Genomic DNA, 18,546 nt, shown 5'->3' on the forward strand with positions numbered 1-18,546 from the left:
TCGAGCGCGAATTATTTTCATAGACAGGAGATTCCGAAATTACATGAGCTTGTTGACGGTGGAAGAACTAAGCCACAGCTTTGGTGGCAGGGTACTGTTTAAAAATGTTTCGTTTCGTCTGCTTCCAGGAGAGCATGTTGGATTGGTAGGTGCCAACGGCGTCGGCAAATCGACGCTGATGAATATTTTGACTGGTAGTTTATTAAAGGATTCGGGGAAGGTCGAATGGACCCCCAAAGTAAATTATGGCTATTTGGACCAACATACGAAGCTGACACCGGGGAAAACGGTCCGCGAAGTGCTCAAGGACGCCTTTCTGCCTTTATTTGAACTGGAACAGGAGCTCAATGGGATTACCGAACAGATGGCCGACGCCGACCCGGACAAATTGGAGCTGCTGCTCGAGCAAATGGGCGAGATTCAAGACCGGTTGGAAAATAGCGGCTTTTATCTGCTTGACGTCAAAGTCGAGGAGATGGCGAACGGTTTGGGACTCGATGCGATCGGATTGGACCGCGACGTGGCTCAGCTTAGCGGAGGACAGCGGACGAAGGTACTGCTGGCCAAGCTGCTGTTGGAACAGCCGACGGTTCTTCTCCTTGACGAGCCGACCAACTATCTGGACGTTGAGCATATCGACTGGCTGACGGATTACTTGCAAAACTATCCGTACTCCTTCATGTTGATATCCCATGATACCGAGTTTATGAACAAGGTAGTAAACGTCATTTATCATTTGGAATTTGCCAAGCTGACGCGTTACACCGCTAACTACGAAAAATTTCTGCAAATGGCAGATATTAATAAACAACAGCATATCGATGCTTATGAGAAGCAGCAGGAGTTTATCAAGAAGCAGGAAGATTTCATTCAGCGCAACAAAGCCCGTTATTCGACGTCGGGCCGGGCAAAAAGCCGTCAAAAGCAGCTTGACCGCATCGATCGGATTGACCGTCCCGAGGAGGCGGTAAAACCGACCTTCGTGTTCAAGGAATCCCGGGCAAGCGGACGCATTGTTTTCGAGGGCAAAGATCTGGAAATCGGCTATTCCCATGCACTTCTGCCTAAAATGAATGTCACAATTGAACGCGGCGATAAAATAGCTGTCGTGGGATGTAACGGGGTCGGGAAGTCGACGCTGTTGAAGACGATTTTGGGCAAAATCCAGCCGTTTGACGGATCGACGTTTTTGGGCGACTTTCTGTACCCTTCTTACTTCGAGCAGGAAGTGAAAGCGCCGAATTTGACGCCGATCGATGATGTATGGAATGAATTCTCACATATGAATCAGCATGAGGTTCGGGCTGCCCTAGCCCGGTGCGGGCTTAAAAACGAGCACATCACCCGGCCGCTGAGCAGCTTGAGCGGGGGCGAGCAGGCGAAGGTTCGGCTGTGCAAGCTGTTGATGCACGATAGCAACTGGATTGCATTTGACGAGCCGACGAACCACTTGGATGTAGCGGCCAAGGACGAGTTGAAGCGAGCACTGAAGGAGTATAAAGGTACGATCGTACTTGTATGCCACGAGCCCGATTTTTATGAAGATTGGGTAACGAAGGTGTGGAATGTCGAGGAATGGTCCGCCGCCAAAGCAGGCAGATAAAGACAGAAGCGGCCGACAAACTCAATTTGAAAAGGGGACTGGAATCGATGATTACTCATATCGTATTGTTCAAATTAAAAGACCGCAGCCCGGAAGCGGTCAAGCGCACGTATGGCGTTCTGGCGAACATGGAAGGGAAAATCCCGGTGCTGCGCCATCTGGAAGTCGGAATGGACGTGCTTCACTTGGAACGTTCCTACGATATTGCGCTGATTACGAAATTCGATTCCCTCGAAGACTTGAAAACGTACGATACGCATCCGGTGCATGAAGAAGTGAAGGCGCATATGAAGCAGGTGCTTGACGGAACCAGCATTTGCGTCGATTTCCAAAGCTGATTCCGGACTAGCTTCCACAAGGTGTTACCATAACATCGGCTTCATGATCATGAGCCACAGCATGACGAACAATACGAACAAATATAAATATAGCGACCGGCTAAGCTTGCGGAGAAGCGCCTGTCGGTCGTGTTCCGGTTCGCGCAGCTTGCGGATCGTCGGGGAGAAGGCGCGGGCCATGAACAACAGCGACGCGAAGAGGACGACGAACGTGCCGAAAATCCATGGGGTCGTCCATGGCCAACTACCACGCCACATCAGAAGCAGTCCGGAAGCGACGAGCACGTGTCCGGCGTGCTTGGACAAACGAACGACGAAGCGGAAGGAATCGAGGTAGGAGTGCAGCAGATCGCCATCGGCGGTTTTTAACTTGCGAAGCATCGGTATCAGCACGAAAAACGGACCGATCGATACCATGGCACTGACGGCATGAATGAATACGAGCCAGGAATACATGGTCAACAACCTCCACAACGGTAGCTGAAAATCGTAAAGAAAAGAAACAGTGTAGCAAAGGCACCTGCAGCAAGCGGACCCGGCTTGGCCGGGGAGGCCGCGGCAAGTACCGAGGCTACACTGTTTTGCCGTATTACACGGCGCGGAATTCGTGAACCCACACTTTCATGTGCGGAAGCCACGGCATGCCCGCATGCATGGATAAAATATAATTCTTGTAGGCCTCGACCGATTCGTATCCTTCCGTCTTTGCGTGATCGTCGGTCAGCTCTCCGAGCGACTGTTGGTAGACATTCGTCACTTCAAAGCGGTGGCCGTTCAATTCCATGATTTCGCCGGGATCGGCGTAGCGTCCGTTGCGGCGGGTAGCCGTTTTTTCTCCGCGGAGCACTTTATCGATATCTTCTTGAACGGTGACCAGACGGTCGATACTACAGGTTTTTGGCGGCAATGGTTGAGACATGTATGTACCTCCTTGGTTATTAGATCCATTCCGTAGCTTACCTTAAAATGTTTTGAGAAGCAAACGAACGGAGGCAGATTTTATGAAATGGGATATCAACGAAACGTATATGATGCAGGTGCTGGACATGCTGCTCTCGACGCCGAGCCCGAGCGGTTTTTGCAGCAATATCATGGGCAAGCTGGCCGCCGAGGCGGAGAAGCTGGGGTACCCGATCAGCTTCACGCCCAAGGGCTGCGGGATTATAACGGTCGAAGGCCGGCAAAAGAACCGGGTGATCGGCCTGTTCGGCCATGTCGATACACTGGGAGCGATGGTACGTTCAATTAAGAGTAACGGCACACTGCGGTTTACGCTGATCGGCGGCTATATGATGGGTTCCGTCGAAAATGAATACTGCCGCGTGCATACCCGCGACGGACGAACCTACGACGGTACGATCCTGACGACCAAGCCTTCGGTGCATGTCTTTCCGGAAGCGCGAGATTTGAAGCGGGAAGAAGCAGTCATGGAGGTACGTCTGGACGAACCGGTCAAGTCAGCGGACGATGTCAAAGCGCTCGGTATTGGTACAGGAGATATCATTTCCTTTGACCCGCGCACCGAGTTTAAAACGAACGGCTTTATCAAATCCCGTCACCTGGATGATAAAGCGGGCGTTGCCGCTTTGTTCGGGCTGCTTGAACTGCTTAAGCGAGAGGCTATCGTACCATCCAGCACGTTGAAAATTATGATCAGTGTATATGAAGAGGTCGGTCATGGCTCGGCTTGGATTCCGGGAGACATCAGCGAGGTGCTCGCGGTCGATATGGGCGCAATGGGAGAAGACTTGAATTGTACGGAGTTCGATGTCTCGATCTGCGCCAAAGATTCGTCCGGGCCTTACGATTACGCGATGACGTCGAAGCTGATCGAGCTCGCGAAGCGCGACGGACTGAGCTACGTGGTCGATATTTACCCGCAGTACATGTCGGATGCTTCCGCTGCGCTTCGTGGAGGAAGTAACATTCGCGCCGCTTTGATCGGTCCGGGCGTTCACGCTTCCCACGCGATGGAGCGTACGCATAAGGACGCTGTGCGGCATACGGCTTCGCTGCTTGCCGCTTACGTGACGGAGCCCGCCGAACCTTACGGCAATTAATAAACGCAAGCAACGGCGAGGAGGCTTGAATCCGCTTGAACATCATGACGGTAGAAGATTTATATAAAAGCTACGGCGAGAAAGTTTTATTTGACGGCATTCACTTTCAGATCAACGAGAAAGAACGCATCGGGCTCGTCGGCGTGAACGGCACGGGAAAATCGACCCTGCTTAAAATTATGGCCGGACTCGAATCGATGGAAAGAGGAAAGCTCATTCATGCGAACCACTTCCATGTCGAGTATTTGCCGCAAAATCCGTCGTTCGATTCCGACTCGACCGTGCTTGAGCAGGTATTTTACGGCGATACGCCGATGATGCAAGCATTGCGGGAATACGAATGGGCGCTTGCCGAGCTGCAGCTTGCCCCCGAGGATGAAAAACGGCAGGCGAAGCTGTTCGGCGCACAGCAGCGTATGGATGCGACAGGGGCATGGGACGCCTCTACGACAGCTAAGACCGTGCTGACCCGGCTCGGCATCCGCGATTTTGGCCAAAAGGTCGGTACGCTTTCCGGGGGGCAGCGCAAGCGCGTTGCAATGGCCCGGGCGCTGATTCAACCGGCGGATCTGCTCATCTTGGACGAGCCGACCAACCATATTGACCATGAAACGGTGCAGTGGCTGGAAGAATTCCTTGCGAAGTGGCGGGGCGCGCTGCTGCTCGTGACGCATGACCGGTATTTTCTCGATCGGGTGACGAACCGGATCTTCGAGCTGGACCGCGGCATGCTGTACAGCTACGAGGGCAATTATGCGGCATTTCTGGAGAAAAAGGCCGATCGGCTGGAACGCGAAGCCGCCGAGGAAGACAAGCGGCAAAACCTGCTGCGCAGAGAGCTGGCTTGGCTTCGGCGAGGAGCCAAAGCCCGGACGACGAAACAGAAAGCGCGTGTGGAGCGTGTTATCGAGCTGCGCGATCGCAAGGTGGACGGACCCGCCGCACAGTTGGACATTTCGCTCGGTGCGAGCCGGCTCGGTAAAAAGATCATGGAGTTGGAAGATGTCAGCAAATCGTTCGAGCAGCGTAAAATCGTCGACAATTTCAGCTATATCGTTTTACCTGAAGATCGCATCGGCATTATCGGACCGAACGGGACGGGAAAATCGACGTTTTTGAACATGTTGGCCGGCCGACTGGAACCGGATGCGGGCTCCATCGTAACCGGACCGACCGTGAAGCTGGCTTACTACACGCAGGAAAGCGTCGAGATGGACGAGAAGCAGCGGGCGATCGATTATATTAAGGAAGCGGCCGAGGTGGTGCGAACCTCGAGCGGCGAATCGGTTACGGCGGCGCAAATGTTCGAACGCTTCCTGTTTACGCCTGCCCAGCAATGGACGCCGATCGGCAAGCTGTCCGGAGGCGAACGTCGCCGGCTGTACCTGCTGCGCACACTGATGGGCGAGCCGAACGTGCTTTTGCTGGACGAGCCGACGAACGATCTGGATATCCAAACGTTGACGATCTTGGAAGAGTACCTGGAAGATTTTCCGGGCGTAGTCATTACCGTATCCCATGACCGTTATTTTCTGGACCGGACGGCGGATCATCTGTTCGTGTTCGAAGGGGAGGGCCGCATCCGAAGATTTTTCGGCAATTATACGGAATTTTTGGAAACGTCCCGAAGCGAAAAGCAGGCGGCAGCAGAGGAGCGGCGCGAAACCAAAGCGGCTAGCGAAACGGCGCCGGCACAGCAGCGCGAATCGAATCGTCCCCGCAAGCTTTCCTACAAGGAACAGAAGGAATGGGACGAAATCGAGGATAAAATTGCCGGGCTCGAGGATCGCTTGGCGCAGGTCAAGCAAGATATCGAGAACGCAGGCAGCGATTATACGAAAGCGCAAGAGCTGTTCCAGGAAGAGCAGGAGCTGACGCGGCGGCTGGAGGAAGCGATGGAGCGCTGGACCGAGCTGTCCGAGCTGGTAGAGCGTATCGCACAGAACAAGTAACGAAGCGTTTCATCGGTGCGGCTGGCCAATTTGGGCGGAACAAAAAATAACATCCAGTGGGAAGACGCGCCAATTTATGCTATAATATACGTTTGGAAGCGGCTTTACACGGGCTGATCGCTTTATTCTATCGCGAAAGTAGGTTTTAAACAGATGATTACGGTAACAGGAGTCACCTTAAGATACGGTAAACGGGCACTGTTCGAGGATGTAAACATTAAGTTTACTCCCGGCAACTGCTACGGTTTGATCGGCGCGAACGGAGCGGGCAAATCGACATTCCTGAAAATTTTGTCCGGCGAAATGGAGCCGAATAAAGGCGAAGTCAGCATCACCCCGGGCGAGCGTATGGCGGTTCTGAAGCAGAACCATTTCGAATATGACGAAGTGGATGTGCTCAAAACGGTCATGATGGGACATGTGCGCTTGTTCCAAATTATGGAGGAGAAAGACGCGCTGTACGCAAAACCGGATTTCTCCGAAGAGGACGGCATGCGTGCGGCTGAGCTGGAAGGGGAATTCCAGGAGCTGGACGGCTGGCAGGCGGAATCGGACGCGGCGGAGCTGCTGATCGGTCTCGGCATTACCAAGGAACTGCACGATGTTAAAATGAAAGAACTCGACGGCAATCAAAAAGTCCGTGTCTTGCTAGCGCAGGCGTTGTTCGGCAACCCGAACATTTTGCTGCTCGACGAGCCTACAAACCATTTGAACATCGAATCGATCAGCTGGCTTGAAAATTTCCTTGCCAGATATGAAGGAACCGTCATTGTCGTATCCCATGACCGTCACTTCCTGAATCAGGTGTGCACGCACATTGCGGATATCGACTTCAGCAAAATCCAGATGTACGTCGGCAACTACGACTTCTGGTACGAGTCCAGTCAGCTGGCTTTGAAGCTACAGCGCGAGGCCAACAAGAAGGTCGAGGAGAAGCGTAAAGAGCTCGAAACGTTCATTCAGCGCTTTAGCGCGAACGCCTCCAAATCGAAGCAGGCGACTTCGCGTAAGAAGCTGCTGGAGAAGCTGACGCTCGATGATATCAAGCCGTCGACCCGGAAGTACCCGTTCATCAAATTTACTCCGGAGCGGGAAGCGGGTAAGCAATTGCTTCAAGTGGACCGGATCAGCAAAACGATCGACGGCCAGTTGATCTTGAACAATATCAGCTTTACCGTAAACAAAGGCGACAAAATCGCCCTCGTCGGCCCGAACGGGATCGCCAAATCGACGTTGTTCCAAGTGCTAACGGGCGAGCTTGAAGCCGATGCCGGCGAGTACAGCTGGGGCGTGACGACGACGCAGGCGTACTTCCCGAAAGACAACTCGGCTTATTTCGATACGGACATCAACCTGGTTGACTGGCTGCGTCAATATTCCAAGGATCAAGACGAGTCTTATATCCGCGGCTTCCTGGGCCGCATGCTGTTTTCGGGCGAAGAAGCACTTAAGAAAGCAAGCGTGCTGTCCGGGGGCGAAAAAGTACGCTGCATGCTGTCCAAAATGATGATGAGCGGCGCCAACGTACTGATTCTGGATGAGCCGACCAACCACTTGGATTTGGAATCGATCACGGCGCTGAACAACGGGATGATGGATTTCGATGGTACGATGTTATTCGTATCCCATGACCATCAATTCGTGCAAACCGTGGCTAACCGGATCATCGAAATTACGCCGAACGGCTTGATCGACAAGGTCATCACTTATGACGAATACTTGGAAAATGACGAGATTAAGAAGCAGCGCGATCTGCTGTACGCTTAAGTTCCATCCTTGATTTTACAGACACAGTTGTTCCGATAATTAAAAAAGGATGAGCCGCAGGCCTGAAAAGGCTGTGCTCATCCTTCTTTTCCAATCGCGGCCGGTTAGCTTCCGCCGGTACGCCGGCGTTGGTTGTTCGGCTTTTTGTTGTTTTGGCTTTTCATAACGGATGCGTTTCCGGCACGGAGTTGGCCGTTGGCTTTAGCGTCATGCTGAGCTTGCTTCTTTTGCGCGAGCTTGCTTTTAATCGCATCCGCCAAGCTGACTTTTTTAGGCTCGTCGGCGGATTGCGGTTGCTCATTCGAATTTTGGTTCGTTGTGTCCGACATTGTTTAACACCTGCCCTATACCCTGGATAGTACCATTCTACCGGATAGGTCCCTCTGGAAGCAATAAGCAAATATGTAGGGGAGGGATTGGAATCATGACGCTCATCGAATGGTCGGAAAAAGATCTGCTTGCATGGACGCTTGCTCCGTCCGAAGCCATAGAGCCCGAAATCCCGGAAAACGCGGCTGAAGGCCACTTAGCTCATTCGGAGCCCTGGTACGTATTCTTCTACACTCCGCTGTGCGGCACGTGCAAGATAGGCGAGAGGATGCTAGAGGTTGTACAGGCGTTGAATCCGCGGAATAACATTGGCCGCTGCAATATTAATTTCTCACCGCTGCTGGCTCGGAATTGGCAAATCGAAAGCGTGCCGTGTCTGGTGCGCTGGAATCGCGGGACGGTGGCGGATAAGAAATACCGGTTCGACGACGTGCAGGAACTGCACCGCTGGATGAACGTTACTACGAATGGCTGATGAGGCCTTTCAAACTTTTAACAAGGAAGGGAGTCGTATCTATACGATGCTGGAATCCATGCTAACTCCCGGAACAATGGTCCGGGCTTCCTACAAAACAGGCGAGTATATCGGCGAGGTTGTCGAGCTGTCGCCTACCGGTAAAGTTGCCGTCAAGATTGCCGCGGTCGTGAAACACCCGACGCAAGGAGATTTGCACAATCCGATGGACCCGGATGTGGCGTTTTTCCATCAGCGGCGCGCGCTGGCCTATCAGGAGATTGCGCTTATGCCGCCGAACACGGTCCGGGCGTACCAAGGGACGGTGCCGGATTACCGCGAATCGCTGAGGCAAGCCTTGGCGCGGGAGCGCGAGCAGCTGCAGCGGACGGTTCGCTGGGCCGAGCGATGTCTCGAAGAATTGGACCGACTCGAAGGAGAGTACGCTTAAGACGGAAGGGATCGGGTTGTCATGCTGTTTGTTTTTATCGGCCTATGGACGATCGGACTGCTCCTGATCGTCACCGATCCAAAGCGGGCGACGACACAATGGATCAGCAGCATCGCCTTTACAGGCGGCTGCGGCGGATTGTCGGCGGTGATTGCTGACGATCTCGTGCCTTATTTGTTTGACCGCGGCCTGTTGACGATGCCTGTTGCGGTGCTGCTGGCCAAAGCCGAGCTCGCCAGTTCACTAATGTGCTACTTCGGCTTGCCTTATACGTTTTTGATGTTCGCAATTGTTTACTACCCGGATTATCCGGTGTGGCCGTGGAAACGATGGATCCCGTGGGCGCTGGTGGTTCTTCCTGCTTTTTCCTTCGTGCTCGAACCGAAACCCGGCGATCCGATCCCGTATTACTTTGTCACCCCTTGGGCGGCGCCGTATATTGTGGCAGGCGCCGTTTTATTGATCATGGCGCTGCTGAAGGAGAAAAATTCGTTTCTCCGCCGGAGCCGGATGCTGACGACGCTAGCGGCTGCGCCGACGCTGGTATTCGCTTTGTTTACGCTTTATTTGCTGCCTTCCTTTTTCGGTTTGTACGAATGGTGGCGCTATAATACATGGGTGATCGCGCTCACCTTGGCAATCATTGTCGGATCGAGCTTCCGCTATGGATTCATGGGTCTGCAAATCTCTATACGAAACCAGAAGCTCGATTATACGCTGCGCGCAATTACGTCCGGGACCTCGATTTTGAACCATGCGATCAAGAACGATGTCGGCAAAATCCGGCTGTTCGGCGACAAAATCAAATCCGAGGTGGCAGCCGGACGAACGGACCCGGCTCAAGTGGTGCAGGATATGGAGGTCATTTTGTCCGCTTCGCAGCATATTTACGAGATGATCTACCGGATTCAAGGACAAACTCAGGAGATCAAGCTTCAACTGGAGGAACTGGACCCGCGCGAGCTGATGAGGGATTGCATCCGCACGCTGTCTCCGGAGCTGCATAAGGTCGAGGTTCGCGAGCAGTATTTGACGGAGGAGCGGATTGCCGCCGACCGGGTGCAGCTGACCGAAGTGTGGACCAACGTGCTGACGAATGCTATTGAAGCGATGCCGGACGGAGGTGTCCTGACCGTACGCTTGATGGAAACGAAGCGCAAAGTCGTTGTGGAAGTGAAGGACACGGGCCCCGGAATGGACAAGACGCAGCTGAAGCGCGTTTTCGATCCGTTCTACACGACGAAAAGCGGTAAGAAAATGAACTTCGGCTTGGGACTGTCTTATTGTTATACTATTGTTCAGAAGCACAAAGGCACCATGAACATGCACAGCAAGCCGGGCCAAGGAACGAGCGTCTTCATGCAGTTTCCGAAGCAGAAGCGGCTTCCAGCGGGAAGGGAGTTAATTTGAATGGAGCATCCTGTGATTCGCGTCGTCATTGTCGAGGACGATCCGGACTGGCTGCGCGGCCTGCACAGCTACTTGCAGAAGGAGCCGGATATCGAAGTGGTGGGTCAGGCTTCGTCCGGTGAAGCGGCTGTCGAGCTGCTGGAGAAGACCGAAGCGGATGTCGTTCTGATGGACGTCATGATGTCCGACAGTCCAGAGGGGCTGTGGGCCGCCGCGGAAATCGTCAAGTGCAGCGGGGCCCGCGTCGTGATGCTTTCTTCGATGGAGGAGAAAGAAATCATTTTCGAAGCGTTCAAGGCCGGCGCCGTCGATTATATGGTGAAGTCCAACTTCACGGAAATTCCGCAGACGATCCGCAGCGCGTACGCCAACCGGAGCTCCATCCATCCGAGCGTCGCTGCGCAGATGCGGGAAGAATTCCGCCGCCTGAAGCAGCTTGAGCATGAGGTGCGGGTGAGAGAGCTCAAAAATTTGTTGACGCCGACCGAAATTCAAGTGCTCGATCTGATCGAAAAAGGGCACACCCAAACGCAAATCGCCGACAAATTCGTTGTCTCGATCCGGACGATCAAAGTGCACGTTGGGAACATTTTGAAGAAATTGGGCGGAAAAAGCAGCAAGGAAGCAGCTCAAAAAGCAAAAGATATGGGCATTTTGTAAGCTGCCCGAAAAGCGGCTGCCACAGGCGTAAAAACCGGAAGGACGCCGCTTTTTTCCGTTACACCTTGCCCGAAGTTTGTGGTATAGTGAAACTGTTTGAGAACATAGAAAACCGTCAGCGAAGGAGCCTAACGCATGAGCGCAAACGACAAAATACAAATCGGCGTCATCGGCGCCGGCAACATCGGCAACGTACACATTCAGGAATTTTTGCAAATCCCGGACGCCATCGTAACGGCCGTGACAGACGTCTATCAGCCTATGGCTATCGCGCGGGCGAAGGAATACAATATTCCGAACGTTTACGCAACTTATCAGGAGCTGCTGCAGGATCCGAACGTGGATGCGGTAATCGTGGCCGTTCCGAACGATGCTCATGCACCCATTGCCATTGAAGCGCTTCAAGCCGGCAAGCACGTTCTGCTTGAAAAACCGATGGCCGTCAATGCGGCTTCCGCCAAAGAAATTGTCAAGGCACACCTGAAGTCGGGTAAAGTGCTGATGATGTCGCACCAGATGCGTTGGGAATCGCTTAACATGCAGGTGAAGGAACAAATCGACAAAGGCGCGCTCGGCAGTATCTATAATGTAAAAACCGGCTGGCTGCGCCGCAAAGGGATTCCGGGCTGGGGCACTTGGTTTACGCAAATGCATAAATCGGGCGGCGGGCCGCTGATCGATATCGGCGTGCATATGCTGGATTTGTCGCTGCACTTGATGGGCAGTCCGAAGCCGGTCTCCGTCTTCGGGACAACCTATGCCGAGTTCGGACCGAAGAAGCGCGGTATCGGCACTTGGGGCAAGCCAGACTGGAACGGCTTTTATGACGTTGAAGATCTGGCAACCGCTCTGATCAAGCTGGATAACGGCAGCACGCTGTCGCTTGATGTAAGCTGGGCGGCCAATACCGATTTTATCGATAACGGACCTTATATTTACCTGATGGGCTCCGAGGGGGGCGCTTCTCTGCGTGCAGGAAGAGGAACGCTTCATACCGAGCTGTTCGAGCGGACCGCCGACGTAGAGCTGACGATGGATTCGAACGATGAAGGGCCTCGTCAGCGTATGAGCCGCCATTTTCTGGATTGTATTCGGGAGAACCGCGAGCCGCTTACATCTGCGATGTCAGGCCTGACGAACAGTTTAGTGCTGGAAGCGATCTATGAGTCGTCCCGAACAGGTCAACTCGTTACGCTGGATTGGAGCTTAGATTAACCCTTATGGATGAACTGCTTCAAGTAAATTTGCAATTGTTCAGCATTATCGGCACGATCGCGTTCGCTATTTCCGGCGCGGTCGTTGCCATGGAAGAAGAGTACGATATTCTGGGCGTTTTTGTGCTTGCCTTTGTGACGGCGTTCGGCGGCGGGGTAGTCCGGAACTTGCTGATCGGCATACCGGTCAACACGCTTTGGACGCAGGGACTTTACTTGAAAACGGCGCTCATCGCGGCGTTTCTTGTTTTTATCGTTCCCGTCAGCTGGATTCGCCGCTGGAAAACGTGGGAATCCTTGTTCGACGCTATCGGCTTGGCGGCTTTCTCCATTCAAGGCGCATTGTATGCGGTTCAGATGAATGCTCCGCTAAGCGCCGTCATTGTAGCGGCGATGATGACCGGGATCGGCGGCGGGATTATCCGCGACGTGCTGGCCGGACGGAAGCCGCTTGTGCTGCATGATGAGATCTATGCGGTTTGGGGAATGCTCGCGGGATTTCTGATCGGAATCGGCTGGTTCCAAGGGTCGTGGCCGCTGCTCGGACTATTCGCGCTTATTGTTATTTTGCGGATGCTGTCAGTGGTGTACAAATGGCGGCTGCCGCGGCGCACGCTGCGGCTTAATGAGGAATCAAAGCAAGCTAAGGGGGCTTAGCATGATGTCGGAAGCAAACGAATCGAACGCGTCCTGGAGCAGCCGGAAGCGTATCCCAGGCGAAGAAATCGGGGAGCGGCTCGACTCCGTTCGCATGTTGAAAGAAGATGGGCTTGAGCTGTATGAAATCGCTAAAGACAAGGCGACGGGGGAGCATTACCTGCATTACGCCTACTTGCATCGGAATTTGGCCGCGATCCCGGCGGGACCGGAGGCCGCGCAAGAAGAATCGTTTCATCACTTGATGCCGCTGGAAAGCGACGAGGTGCTCGTTTTTTTATTCGGGGAAGCACCATACGATTATCCGGCCCACTGGAGCAAGCCGTTTCTGCGCAATGGCCCCGAAGGCGATTATGTGTGGTTCGATCCTGGCTATGCGGCGGCAGAAGCCGAGCACGAAGCGATCGGCCGCGACATTGCGGAGCAGCTTGCGCTCTTTAAGCAAACGGGAGACGTATCGGAACAAAAAGTCCGCGAGCTGCTGGAGCGGTTGAATCCCGGCGATACCGAAAAGAAGTAGCGCTGCGCATATTTTCCGGCGGGTGATTCATCCTAAGCGTGAGCCTTACGAGGGCACGTCTACAGGAGGGACACGACAGGATGAACACCGTGATACACCGAAGGGGGCTGCTTCTGCTCGCAGTCGCCGGCTGCTTGCTGCTGCAAAGCGCGTGCGGCGGGAACAGGCCGCAGGCCAGCCGGCCCGGCGGCGGGCTGGAGGATTACCGGCAGCAAGCCTTGTATGACCGCGATTCCCGCAATAACGAAGACGGATCGCTTGGGGTCAAGCAGCGTTGGGTAGACGAGCAGCAGGCCCGTCAGGGGAAGGAATACAGCGGACGAAAACAGCTCGATATGACGAACCGGCACTCGGCGAGTACGATGGCATTTGCGCCGCAGATTGCCGAGCGGGTGAAAGGCGTCTCCGGCGTTCGTGAGGCCCAAGTGCTGCTGACGGAAGTGAACGGCTATGTGGCGGTCGTTTTGGACGGTCATAGTCCGGAAGCCGAGGCGTCGCCGGACATGCTGGGATATCAGGTAACGTCGAAAGGCGGAGTCGGGATATTCGGAGGAACCGATAAAGGGCCGAACCGGTATTCGTGGGCGGAAACCGGGGGGTTGTCGACAGGAAAAGCCGATGAAATCCGCAAGCTGGTGCTGTCGATGGCGCCCACCAACATTCAGCAGGTATACGTATCGGCTAACCCGAATTTCGTGCAGCGCGTCCGCTTTTATGCGAAGGAAGAGAAGGAGCGCGGCACCATGACCAATTATATGAACGAGTTCAATACTTTGATCCTGCATGTATTTCCGGACGATGCGAATACCCGCAAATAACGAGGTCGTCGTATGCAAAAATCCGGCCGGTCGCAACACTTGACAAGGTTGCGTGCCCGGCCGGATTTTTTGTGCTGATAAAAATGCGCAATTGGTGAGCCTGGTTAATTCGCCTTCATTGGCATTTCGAATTTATATCCGACACCCCATACGGTTTTGATATATTTGGGCTCTTTAGGGTCCGTCTCGATTTTTTTGCGGAGATTCGTAATATGTACGTCGACCGAGCGTTCGGTCACAAAGGAATCGATGCCGCGAATTTTGTTCAGCAGCTCTTCTCTTGAGAATACTTTGCCCGGATGAAGCCAGAAATTTTTCATGATTTCGAATTCGGAATAGGTCGTTTCCACCGCTTGCCCGTGCAAGTAAATGCCCCGCTTTTCCAAATCGAGGACGATATCCTTCGTTTCCATAGGTACAGGGTCCTCTGCTGCAGGTCTAACCGCTTGGGTTAAGGCGGAGCGGCGCAGAAGCGCACTCGTCCGAGCGGCCAGCTCCCGCATGCTGAACGGCTTACACAAATAATCGTCGGCGCCGATCATCAGCGCGTTGACGCGTTCGGACACCTCGCTTTTGGCGGAAACGATCATGATCGGTACGTTGGAGACGGTGCGAAAGTGCTTGCACAGCTCGATACCGTTCGTATCCGGAAGCATCAAATCAAGGATAACGACATCCGGCTCATGCCGGCTGAACAATTCTTTCCCCTGCTCGCCGTTGGCTGCACAATACACGGTATAATTTTCTTCGCTCAAGTAAATGGATATCATATCCGCAATACTTTGATCATCCTCAACCAGCAATACTTTAGACATGACGTGCCACCTCGACGAAATGAAGTATTAGATAAATGTTAAGAAACTTAATAAAAATCAAATATGCAGCTGCTACTTTTTTAAAGAATGTCTTTCATAATTGACGTCATAGAAAGCCCTAAGAGCGAAGAAAACCACATGGAAACGGCCAACCGTTCGTTCGCGAGAACAAAGCCAAGGAGGTATACCGATGCTGATTCAGGCACAGTTGGAACACCGAATTCGCAGCTGCATCGACGAGTTGAACGCTTTGGTAACCGGCCAAGGCTGCTCGTTGACCGATCCGGAAGTCGTACATAAAAGCATGGAGCTCGACGAGCTCATTTTACTTGCCATGCGCCCGCTGCAGCCGGCCGGGAAAGTCGCCGTATAAAATCGCCGGCAGGAGGCCATACCAAAGAAGAATACGACTTTTTTGGAAGGATGTGCCTCTTCGGTGAGCAGCGCTTACAAAGTTTGTGCTTCCTGCAGCGCTTCAAGCTGCAACTATGCCCCTCAACAAGATGCCTTCCGGACGGTCAGCCATGAATCGTCCTTTTCGCTTGCGTTATTTATGAACGGCTTGAACGAGCTGGACATGAAAATCAAATGCCCGCAGTGCGGGCACCGTATGTTCTATTACCCGGTCACCTGGATGGCCGAGCCTGTCCACCACGATTAACGCTTCTTCCATTGTAGCATGGGAGGGCATGTCAAGAAACGGGGTCATTTGACCCACGTTTCCCCCCACTTTTGAACCGCATTCATGACCGGCTCCAGTGCTTTTCCCTTATCTGTTAATTCGTACTCGATCCGGACCGGCGTCTCGGGATAGACGTGCCGGCTGATTAGTCCGGCGGCTTCCAGCTCTTTGAAGCGTTCGGCAAGCATGCGATCGCTCATCCCGGGAATCATCTCGGAGATATCTTTAAAGCGGCACGGACCTCCCAATAATGCGCGGATAATCAGACCGGTCCAGCGCTTGCCTAAAATTTCAAAGGCGGCTTCGAATTTGGGACATAAATGATGCGGATGATCTGCCATCGTTTTCACCTCTTCTTACTCCTCATTTTAGCATAAGTTACTTGACAAAAGTAAGTTTTTTGTTTTCGTTTTTGTCTGTTTTGCCATCCCGAAGTCCCGGCAGCTCCGTTCGCCCCAGGCGTGGCGGGGCTTTTCCTGGTTCTGAACGAAATTTGTCGATTTTCGTCGCAGAATGGAGTTGAAAAATCGAATAAAGTAAAGTATAACAGCGATAGGACTTTATGAAAATCATACCATCATTCAGGAGGAACCTTCCATGTACGGTGCACCGTTATCGACGAACGCGAAAAAAATGATGCTGCTGGGAGCAGGCGAGCTGGGCAAGGAGGTCATTCTCGAAGCTCAGCGTCTTGGCGTGGAAACGATCGCGGTCGACCGTTACGCGAACGCGCCCGCTATGCAGGTGGCGCACCGATCCTATGTCATCAACATGTTAGACGGCGAGGAGCTGCGCCGAATCATTGAGAAAGAACGCCCCGATCTTATCGTGCCCGAGATCGAAGCGATTGCGACGCCCACCTTGGTGGAGCTGGAAAGCGAAGGTTACCACGTCGTGCCTACGGCAACCGCCGCAAGGCTGACGATGGACCGGGAAGGCATCCGCAGGCTGGCCGCGGAGACGCTTGGTTTGCCGACAGCGAGGTATGCGTTCGCCGACAGCTTGGAGGAGCTGCAGGAGGCTGTCGCGACGATCGGAACACCGTGCGTCATCAAGCCGATTATGAGCTCCTCGGGCAAAGGACAGAGCGTCTGCCGTGTGCCGGAAGACGTAGAAGCTTGCTGGAACTACGCCATGGAAGGCGGCCGGGCCAAAAAGACCCGCGTCATCGTGGAAGAATTCATCCGCTTCGATTCGGAAATTACCCTGCTCACCGTCCGATCCGTCTCCGGAACGACGTATTGCGCGCCCATCGGCCATATTCAAAAGGATGGCGATTATATCGAATCCTGGCAGCCGCATACGATGAGCGAGGCCCAAATCGCGGAGGCCCAGCGGGTGGCGGGAGCGATCACCGAAGCGCTTGGCGGCGCCGGTATTTACGGGGTGGAATTGTTCCTTGCGCCGGACAAGGTGTATTTCAGCGAGGTCAGTCCCCGCCCGCACGATACGGGAATGGTAACGATGGCCTCGCAGGATTTGTCCGAATTTGCCTTGCACGTACGGGCGATCCTCGGGTTCCCGATCCCGAATGTGCGGCTGCTGACACCGGCGGCCTCCTACACCCTGAAGGCGGACCGGGAAACGTCGGACTTTCGCATCGGCGGTCTCGAACAGGCGCTGGCAGTCCCGAATTCCCAGGTTCGCGTGTTCGGCAAGCCGGAGACGAAGCCGGGCCGGCGCATGGCTGTTGCTTTGAGCTCGGCGGAGACGGTGGAAGCCGCCCGTCGGCAGGCGAAGGAATCCGCTTCGCACCTGCGCATCGAGTACGGGACGGACAAGGCTTGAGGCCGCGAAACCGCGGTATCCGGATGTGCGTATAACATCTCATGTGGATCATAGAGTCCGGTAAAGGGGACAAAAGAGGACGAAGCGCTTGCGTAACGGTTGCCTGCTCGCCGGATTTCTGCATTCCATCATTTTGACCACGGGTACAAGCCCCCTAAAAGGAGAGATCGTCCATGAATGCGCATGAAGTGGATTACCGGATTATCGGTTCGGAAATGCAGTTTGTCGAGATCGAGCTGGACCCGGGAGAAACCGTTTTTGCCGAAGCCGGAGCGATGATGATGATGGATCAGAATATTCAGATGGAAACGATTTTCGGCGACGGCAGCGACCAGAACAAAGGCTTCGTCGGAAAGCTGTTCGGCGCGGGCAAGCGGCTGCTTTCGGGCGAGAGCTTGTTCATGACCGCGTTCACGAACCGGGGCTTCAGCAAGGAATGTGTCAGCTTCGCTTCTCCTTATCCCGGCCGCATTTTGCCAATGGATCTAGTGGAGCTGAACGGCAAGCTAATCTGCCAAAAGGATGCGTTTTTGTGCGCGGCGAAGGGCGTTTCTGTCGGCATCGAGTTTCAGCGCAAGCTGGGCACCGGATTTTTCGGCGGCGAAGGCTTTATCATGCAGAAGATCGAAGGCGACGGTCTGGCGTTCGTTCACGCTGGCGGGGCGATTCATGAGCGAGTGCTGGGCCCCGGCGAAATGATCCGCGTGGATACCGGATGTCTGGTCGCGATGACGCAGGATGTGAATTACGACATCGAGTTCGTCAAAGGCGTCAAGACGGCGATCTTCGGCGGCGAAGGGCTGTTCTTCGCCACGCTGCGGGGACCGGGCCGGGTATGGATTCAGTCGCTGCCGTTCAGCCGGTTGGCGGATCGGATGATGAGCGCGGCACGGACAGGCGGACGCAAGGAGGAAGGCAGCATTTTGGGCGGCGTCGGAAAACTGCTTGACGGCGACCGTTAAAAAACGATATGATTGATAGTACGATTATTTTTGCCGCTCACTATATCGTCGAAAGAGGTGCTGTA

At 53.9% G+C, this 18,546-nt stretch carries 22 protein-coding genes; 17 read left to right on the top strand and 5 right to left on the bottom strand.

The features are described from left to right. Positions 1 to 43: 43 nt before the first annotated feature. Together ET33_RS19540 and ET33_RS19545 are read left to right on the top strand one after the other, a co-directional pair. Positions 44 to 1,603, top strand: coding sequence for an ABC-F family ATP-binding cassette domain-containing protein (locus ET33_RS19540; protein WP_036685538.1), 1,560 nt, complete (start codon positions 44 to 46; stop codon positions 1,601 to 1,603). 47 nt (positions 1,604 to 1,650) lie between these two features. After that, positions 1,651 to 1,941 (top strand): Dabb family protein, encoded by a 291-nt coding sequence (locus tag ET33_RS19545; protein ID WP_036685979.1) that lies wholly within the window; start codon positions 1,651 to 1,653, stop codon positions 1,939 to 1,941. A gap of 24 nt (positions 1,942 to 1,965) precedes the next feature. Here ET33_RS19545 and ET33_RS19550 read toward each other — a convergent pair whose 3' ends face one another. After that, complete coding sequence (locus ET33_RS19550) at positions 1,966 to 2,397, bottom strand: DUF2269 family protein (RefSeq protein WP_036685539.1); 432 nt, start codon at positions 2,395 to 2,397, stop codon at positions 1,966 to 1,968. A 133-nt stretch (positions 2,398 to 2,530) separates the two neighbouring features. Continuing rightward, entirely contained in the window at positions 2,531 to 2,860 is a 330-nt protein-coding gene (locus ET33_RS19555; protein WP_036685542.1) for an ASCH domain-containing protein, read from the bottom strand. Between the two features lie 82 nt (positions 2,861 to 2,942). On the opposite strand from ET33_RS19555, the gene ET33_RS19560 reads away from it, so the two are divergent. From ET33_RS19560 to ET33_RS19570, 3 genes are all read left to right on the top strand, one after another. Continuing rightward, positions 2,943 to 4,001, top strand: coding sequence for a M42 family metallopeptidase (locus tag ET33_RS19560; RefSeq protein ID WP_036685543.1), 1,059 nt, complete (start codon positions 2,943 to 2,945; stop codon positions 3,999 to 4,001). Between the two features lie 35 nt (positions 4,002 to 4,036). Then, a complete protein-coding gene (locus ET33_RS19565; protein WP_036685546.1) occupies positions 4,037 to 5,953 on the top strand; it encodes an ABC-F family ATP-binding cassette domain-containing protein in 1,917 nt (638 codons plus the stop codon). A 153-nt stretch (positions 5,954 to 6,106) separates the two neighbouring features. Next, positions 6,107 to 7,720, top strand: coding sequence for an ABC-F family ATP-binding cassette domain-containing protein (locus ET33_RS19570; RefSeq protein WP_036685549.1), 1,614 nt, complete (start codon positions 6,107 to 6,109; stop codon positions 7,718 to 7,720). Positions 7,721 to 7,824: 104 nt separating this feature from the next. On the opposite strand, the gene ET33_RS19575 is transcribed toward ET33_RS19570, so the two are convergent. Next, positions 7,825 to 8,049 carry a hypothetical protein gene (locus ET33_RS19575; protein WP_036685552.1) on the bottom strand — a complete coding sequence of 75 codons (225 nt, stop codon included), beginning with the start codon at positions 8,047 to 8,049 and terminating at the stop codon, positions 7,825 to 7,827. Between the two features lie 95 nt (positions 8,050 to 8,144). Here ET33_RS19575 and ET33_RS19580 point away from each other — a divergent pair, with 95 nt between their 5' ends. From ET33_RS19580 to ET33_RS19615, 8 genes are all read left to right on the top strand, one after another. Further along, positions 8,145 to 8,525, top strand: a complete 381-nt coding sequence (locus ET33_RS19580) for a thioredoxin family protein (protein ID WP_081890391.1) — start codon at positions 8,145 to 8,147, stop codon at positions 8,523 to 8,525. Between the two features lie 46 nt (positions 8,526 to 8,571). Next, the gene (locus ET33_RS19585) at positions 8,572 to 8,955 is read left to right on the top strand and encodes a kinase-associated lipoprotein B (RefSeq protein ID WP_036685985.1); all 384 of its coding nucleotides are present in this window, start codon (positions 8,572 to 8,574) and stop codon (positions 8,953 to 8,955) included. A gap of 21 nt (positions 8,956 to 8,976) precedes the next feature. Continuing rightward, positions 8,977 to 10,365, top strand: a complete 1,389-nt coding sequence (locus ET33_RS19590) for a sensor histidine kinase (protein WP_152570671.1) — start codon at positions 8,977 to 8,979, stop codon at positions 10,363 to 10,365. Continuing rightward, positions 10,366 to 11,025 carry a response regulator transcription factor gene (locus ET33_RS19595; protein WP_036685555.1) on the top strand — a complete coding sequence of 220 codons (660 nt, stop codon included), beginning with the start codon at positions 10,366 to 10,368 and terminating at the stop codon, positions 11,023 to 11,025. A 135-nt stretch (positions 11,026 to 11,160) separates the two neighbouring features. Continuing rightward, on the top strand, positions 11,161 to 12,240 hold the full coding sequence (locus ET33_RS19600; protein ID WP_036685558.1) for a Gfo/Idh/MocA family protein: 1,080 nt from the start codon (positions 11,161 to 11,163) through the stop codon (positions 12,238 to 12,240). A gap of 5 nt (positions 12,241 to 12,245) precedes the next feature. Then, entirely contained in the window at positions 12,246 to 12,896 is a 651-nt protein-coding gene (locus ET33_RS19605; RefSeq protein WP_036685561.1) for a trimeric intracellular cation channel family protein, read from the top strand. Position 12,897: 1 nt separating this feature from the next. After that, positions 12,898 to 13,416 carry a hypothetical protein gene (locus ET33_RS19610; protein ID WP_036685563.1) on the top strand — a complete coding sequence of 173 codons (519 nt, stop codon included), beginning with the start codon at positions 12,898 to 12,900 and terminating at the stop codon, positions 13,414 to 13,416. 80 nt (positions 13,417 to 13,496) lie between these two features. Next, the gene (locus ET33_RS19615) at positions 13,497 to 14,234 is read left to right on the top strand and encodes a YhcN/YlaJ family sporulation lipoprotein (protein ID WP_036685564.1); all 738 of its coding nucleotides are present in this window, start codon (positions 13,497 to 13,499) and stop codon (positions 14,232 to 14,234) included. 104 nt (positions 14,235 to 14,338) lie between these two features. On the opposite strand, the gene ET33_RS19620 is transcribed toward ET33_RS19615, so the two are convergent. Next, positions 14,339 to 15,049 (bottom strand): response regulator transcription factor, encoded by a 711-nt coding sequence (locus tag ET33_RS19620; protein WP_036685566.1) that lies wholly within the window; start codon positions 15,047 to 15,049, stop codon positions 14,339 to 14,341. A gap of 190 nt (positions 15,050 to 15,239) precedes the next feature. Here ET33_RS19620 and ET33_RS19625 point away from each other — a divergent pair, with 190 nt between their 5' ends. Both ET33_RS19625 and ET33_RS19630 read left to right on the top strand, forming a co-directional pair. Next, positions 15,240 to 15,422 (top strand): aspartyl-phosphate phosphatase Spo0E family protein, encoded by a 183-nt coding sequence (locus ET33_RS19625; RefSeq protein WP_036685568.1) that lies wholly within the window; start codon positions 15,240 to 15,242, stop codon positions 15,420 to 15,422. A 63-nt stretch (positions 15,423 to 15,485) separates the two neighbouring features. Then, the gene (locus tag ET33_RS19630) at positions 15,486 to 15,710 is read left to right on the top strand and encodes a hypothetical protein (RefSeq protein ID WP_036685987.1); all 225 of its coding nucleotides are present in this window, start codon (positions 15,486 to 15,488) and stop codon (positions 15,708 to 15,710) included. A 44-nt stretch (positions 15,711 to 15,754) separates the two neighbouring features. Here the strand turns inward: ET33_RS19630 and ET33_RS19635 are convergent, their stop codons facing one another. Beyond that, positions 15,755 to 16,072: a winged helix-turn-helix transcriptional regulator gene (locus tag ET33_RS19635; protein WP_010494072.1), complete on the bottom strand. Its 318-nt coding sequence runs from the start codon at positions 16,070 to 16,072 to the stop codon at positions 15,755 to 15,757. 256 nt (positions 16,073 to 16,328) lie between these two features. Between ET33_RS19635 and purT the strand changes: the two genes are divergently transcribed. Both purT and ET33_RS19645 read left to right on the top strand, forming a co-directional pair. Beyond that, positions 16,329 to 17,519: a formate-dependent phosphoribosylglycinamide formyltransferase gene (purT, locus tag ET33_RS19640; protein WP_036685572.1), complete on the top strand. Its 1,191-nt coding sequence runs from the start codon at positions 16,329 to 16,331 to the stop codon at positions 17,517 to 17,519. Positions 17,520 to 17,692: 173 nt separating this feature from the next. After that, complete coding sequence (locus tag ET33_RS19645) at positions 17,693 to 18,481, top strand: TIGR00266 family protein (RefSeq protein ID WP_036685575.1); 789 nt, start codon at positions 17,693 to 17,695, stop codon at positions 18,479 to 18,481. Positions 18,482 to 18,546 lie beyond the last annotated feature (65 nt).

Source organism: Paenibacillus tyrphae (assembly GCF_000722545.1).
Classification (GTDB): Bacteria; Bacillota; Bacilli; order Paenibacillales; family NBRC-103111; genus Paenibacillus_G; species Paenibacillus_G tyrfis.

Bases quoted from the DNA above. Each gene is read 5' to 3' on its own strand.
- ET33_RS19540 (WP_036685538.1), top strand. From the start codon at position 44: ATGAGCTTGTTGACGGTGGAAGAACTAAGCCACAGCTTTGGTGGCAGG.
- ET33_RS19545 (WP_036685979.1), top strand. From the start codon at position 1,651: ATGATTACTCATATCGTATTGTTCAAATTAAAAGACCGCAGCCCGGAA.
- ET33_RS19550 (WP_036685539.1), bottom strand. From the start codon at position 2,397: ATGTATTCCTGGCTCGTATTCATTCATGCCGTCAGTGCCATGGTATCG.
- ET33_RS19555 (WP_036685542.1), bottom strand. From the start codon at position 2,860: ATGTCTCAACCATTGCCGCCAAAAACCTGTAGTATCGACCGTCTGGTC.
- ET33_RS19560 (WP_036685543.1), top strand. From the start codon at position 2,943: ATGAAATGGGATATCAACGAAACGTATATGATGCAGGTGCTGGACATG.
- ET33_RS19570 (WP_036685549.1), top strand. From the start codon at position 6,107: ATGATTACGGTAACAGGAGTCACCTTAAGATACGGTAAACGGGCACTG.
- ET33_RS19575 (WP_036685552.1), bottom strand. From the start codon at position 8,049: ATGTCGGACACAACGAACCAAAATTCGAATGAGCAACCGCAATCCGCC.
- ET33_RS19580 (WP_081890391.1), top strand. From the start codon at position 8,145: ATGACGCTCATCGAATGGTCGGAAAAAGATCTGCTTGCATGGACGCTT.
- ET33_RS19585 (WP_036685985.1), top strand. From the start codon at position 8,572: ATGCTGGAATCCATGCTAACTCCCGGAACAATGGTCCGGGCTTCCTAC.
- ET33_RS19590 (WP_152570671.1), top strand. From the start codon at position 8,977: ATGCTGTTTGTTTTTATCGGCCTATGGACGATCGGACTGCTCCTGATC.
- ET33_RS19595 (WP_036685555.1), top strand. From the start codon at position 10,366: ATGGAGCATCCTGTGATTCGCGTCGTCATTGTCGAGGACGATCCGGAC.
- ET33_RS19600 (WP_036685558.1), top strand. From the start codon at position 11,161: ATGAGCGCAAACGACAAAATACAAATCGGCGTCATCGGCGCCGGCAAC.
- ET33_RS19605 (WP_036685561.1), top strand. From the start codon at position 12,246: ATGGATGAACTGCTTCAAGTAAATTTGCAATTGTTCAGCATTATCGGC.
- ET33_RS19610 (WP_036685563.1), top strand. From the start codon at position 12,898: ATGATGTCGGAAGCAAACGAATCGAACGCGTCCTGGAGCAGCCGGAAG.
- ET33_RS19615 (WP_036685564.1), top strand. From the start codon at position 13,497: ATGAACACCGTGATACACCGAAGGGGGCTGCTTCTGCTCGCAGTCGCC.
- ET33_RS19620 (WP_036685566.1), bottom strand. From the start codon at position 15,049: ATGTCTAAAGTATTGCTGGTTGAGGATGATCAAAGTATTGCGGATATG.
- ET33_RS19625 (WP_036685568.1), top strand. From the start codon at position 15,240: ATGCTGATTCAGGCACAGTTGGAACACCGAATTCGCAGCTGCATCGAC.
- ET33_RS19635 (WP_010494072.1), bottom strand. From the start codon at position 16,072: ATGGCAGATCATCCGCATCATTTATGTCCCAAATTCGAAGCCGCCTTT.
- purT (WP_036685572.1), top strand. From the start codon at position 16,329: ATGTACGGTGCACCGTTATCGACGAACGCGAAAAAAATGATGCTGCTG.
- ET33_RS19645 (WP_036685575.1), top strand. From the start codon at position 17,693: ATGAATGCGCATGAAGTGGATTACCGGATTATCGGTTCGGAAATGCAG.